This is a genomic window from Nocardia tenerifensis NBRC 101015 (assembly GCF_000308715.1).
Taxonomy (GTDB): Bacteria; Actinomycetota; Actinomycetes; order Mycobacteriales; family Mycobacteriaceae; genus Nocardia; species Nocardia tenerifensis.
Window position 1 is genome coordinate 1 of sequence record NZ_BAGH01000096.1, and the last position, 3,481, is coordinate 3,481.

The following is a 3,481-nucleotide window of genomic DNA, read 5'->3' on the forward strand; positions in this document are numbered from 1 at the left end:
ACGGGCCGGGCCCCGACCGCCATCTCGCGCCGGAGATCGCCGCCGCCGAGGCGCTGGTCCGGTCCGGCGAGCTGGCCCGCGCGGTCGCCCCGCACCTGGCGCACGTGTCGTGACGACGGGGCTCAGGTCATGGGCGCGGCAGGCGCCGGGAATTCACTGGAGGTTGGTGCTATGAGTCGGATAGTCCGGGCGGCGCGCGGGACGCGGCTGACCGCGCAGAGTTGGCAGACCGAGGCGGCGCTGCGGATGCTGCACAACAATCTCGATCCGGAGGTGGCCGAGCGGCCGCAGGATCTGGTCGTCTACGGCGGCACGGGCAAGGCGGCCAGGAACTGGGCCAGCTTCGACGCGATCACCCGATCGCTGACGACGCTGGCGGCCGACGAGACGTTGCTGGTGCAGTCGGGTAAGCCGGTCGGCGTGTTCCGCACGCACGAGTGGGCGCCGCGGGTGCTCATCGCGAACTCCAATCTCGTTGGGGACTGGGCCAATTGGCCGGAGTTCCGCAGGCTGGAGGCGCTCGGCCTGACCATGTACGGACAGATGACCGCGGGCTCGTGGATCTACATCGGTACGCAGGGCATCCTGCAGGGCACCTACGAGACGTTCGCGGCGGTGGCGGACAAGCGATTCGGCGGAACCCTGGCCGGCACGCTCACGCTGACCGCCGGGCTGGGTGGCATGGGCGGCGCGCAGCCGCTGGCGGTCACCATGAACGGCGGCGTCGCGCTGGTGGTCGAGTGCGATCCGGCGCGGGCGCGGCGGCGCGTGCAGGAGCGCTACCTCGACGAGATCGCGACCGACCTCGACGACGCGGTGGCCCGGGTGACGACCGCGCGCAAGGAGCGAAAGGCGTTGTCGGTCGGCCTGATCGGCAACGCCGCCGAGGTGCTGCCTCGGCTGCTGGCGCTGGGCCTGGATCCGGAGATCGTCACCGACCAGACCTCCGCGCACGACCCGCTGGCCTACCTGCCGCGCGGCATCGCCGTCGAGGACTGGACCGACTACGCGGCGAAGAAGCCAGACGAGTTCACCGAGCGGGCGCGCGAGTCGATGGCCGAGCACGTCGGGGCCATGCTCGGCTTCCTGGACAAGGGCGCGGAGGTCTTCGACTACGGCAACTCGCTGCGCGGCGAGGCCGCCCTGGGCGGCTGCGACCGGGCCTTCGACTTCCCCGGCTTCGTTCCGGCCTATATCCGTCCGCTGTTCTGCGAGGGCAAGGGCCCGTTCCGCTGGGCGGCGCTCTCGGGCGACCCCGAGGACATCGCGGCCACCGACCGCGCCATCGTCGAGCTGTTCCCGGAGAACGCGTCGCTGCGCCGCTGGATCGAACTGGCGAGCGAACGCGTTGCCTTCCAAGGACTCCCGGCTCGCATCTGCTGGCTCGGCTACGGCGAGCGGCACCTGGCCGGCCTGCGGTTCAACGAGATGGTCGCCAGCGGAGAGCTTTCCGCGCCGGTGGTGATCGGCCGCGACCATCTGGACTCCGGCAGCGTCGCCTCGCCCTACCGGGAGACCGAGTCGATGGCCGACGGCTCCGACGCCATCGCGGACTGGCCGCTGCTGAACGCGTTGCTCAACACCGCCTCCGGCGCGACGTGGGTGTCCATCCACCACGGCGGCGGGGTCGGCATGGGCCGGTCCATCCACGCCGGGCAGGTGTGCGTGGCCGACGGAACGCCGTTGGCGGCGGCCAAGATCGAGCGCGTGCTCACCAATGATCCCGGCACCGGCGTGATCCGCCACGTGGACGCGGGGTACGACCGCGCGGCCGAGGTGGCCGCCGAACGCGGCGTGCGCATTCCGCTGCACGAGACGCCGTGAAGCGCGGCGGGACGGGAGCGACACGGTGGGCGTGAATCAGCTGATGGCCGAGATCGCGGGCGTCGGAAAGGATGCCAAGCGCGGCGGCTACTCGCGGCACGTGTACGACTACGCCGACTTCGAGCTGCGGGACTGGTTCATCGACCAGGCCCTCGACACCGGGTTGGACGTGCACACCGACCGCAACGGCAATATCTGGGCGTGGTGGGGGAGCCCGGGGGCCGGGGCGGTCGTCACCGGCAGTCACCTGGATTCGGTGCCCGGCGGCGGCGCGTACGACGGACCGCTGGGCGTGGCCAGCGCGCTCGCGGCGGTGGAGATCTTGCAGGGCAAGGGTTTCGAGCCCGCCAGGCCGCTCGCGGTGCTCGTGTTCGCCGAGGAGGAGGGTGGCCGTTTCGGGGTGCCGTGCCTCGGTTCGCGCTTGCTCACCGGCGCGATCGACCCCGATCGGGCCCGTGCGCTGCGCGACGCCGACGGCGTCACGCTGGCCGAGGCGGCGGTCAAGGCCGGGCACGATCCGAAACGCTTCGGCGCCGACCCCGAATCCCTCGCGCGCATAGGCTGTTTCGTGGAGCTGCACGTCGAGCAGGGGCGCGGGCTGATCGAGACCGACAGTCCCATCGCCACCGGCAGCAGCATCATCGCGCACGGCCGGTACCGATTCTCGTTCTCCGGCCAGGGAAATCACGCGGGCGCGACCCGGCTCACCGATCGGCACGATCCGATGCTGCCCGCCGCGGCGATGATCGCGGCGGCGCGGCGCTCGGCCGCCGCGATGCCGGACGCGCGCGCCACGGTCGGCAGACTGGTGCCCACGCCCGGCGGCACGAACGTCATCGCGTCGAGCGTCGACCTGTGGCTCGACGCCCGGGTCGCCGGTACCGGCCGCACCGCCGCGCTGGTCGAGGACATCACCGCGGCCGCGCTGGCGGCCGCCGAGGCCGAGGGGTGCGCGCTCACCGTCACCGAGGAGTCCTACTCCGACGACGTGGTCTTCGACGAGACCCTGCGCGGCCGGATGGACAAGGTGCTCGGCGGCGTGCCCGCCCTGCCCACCGGCGCGGGCCACGACGCGGGCATCCTCGCCGCGCACGTCCCCTCGGGCATGCTGTACGTGCGCAACCCGACCGGAATCAGCCACGCCCCCGACGAATTCGCCGAACCCGCCGATATCGACAGCGGCGCGGCGGGTCTCGCGCGGGTGCTCGAGGAACTGGCCGGATGAGCACGTACTGGGCCGAGCACGCCTGGCTGCCCGACGGGGTGGCGGCGGCGGTGACGATCGAGGTGGACGGCGCCGCTATCCGCGCGGTCACCCGCGACACCGAGCGGAGCGGAACCGTGTTGCCGGGCTTGACGATTCCCGGCTTCGCCAACGCGCACTCGCACGCCTTCCACCGTGCCTTGCGCGGGCGCACCCAGCACGATCGCGGCACGTTCTGGACCTGGCGCGAACGCATGTACGCCGTGGCCGAACGGCTGGACCCCGACTCCTACTACCGGCTCGCTCGCGGGGTGTACGCCGAGATGGTGCTGGCGGGGTACACCAGCGTCGGCGAGTTCCACTACCTCCACCACGCGCGGGGCGGCGTGCGGTACGCGGACCCGAACGCGATGAGCGCGGCCCTCGCGGCGGCGGCCGAGGACGCGGGCATCC

3 protein-coding genes are annotated in these 3,481 nt (G+C 72.3%); all 3 read left to right on the forward strand.

Annotated elements, in window-relative coordinates; translation table 11 throughout:
- Positions 1-171: 171 nt before the first annotated feature.
- Entirely contained in the window at positions 172-1,824 is a 1,653-nt protein-coding gene (gene hutU, locus ON39_RS07660) for a urocanate hydratase (protein ID WP_040732568.1), read from the forward strand.
- Positions 1,825-1,849: 25 nt separating this feature from the next.
- Positions 1,850-3,049 carry an allantoate amidohydrolase gene (locus tag ON39_RS07665; protein ID WP_085998131.1) on the forward strand — a complete coding sequence of 400 codons (1,200 nt, stop codon included), beginning with the start codon at positions 1,850-1,852 and terminating at the stop codon, positions 3,047-3,049.
- A partial coding sequence (locus tag ON39_RS07670; protein ID WP_040732569.1) for an amidohydrolase family protein occupies positions 3,046-3,481 on the forward strand: 436 nt, incomplete at its 3' end. The genes ON39_RS07665 and ON39_RS07670, both read left to right, overlap by 4 nt.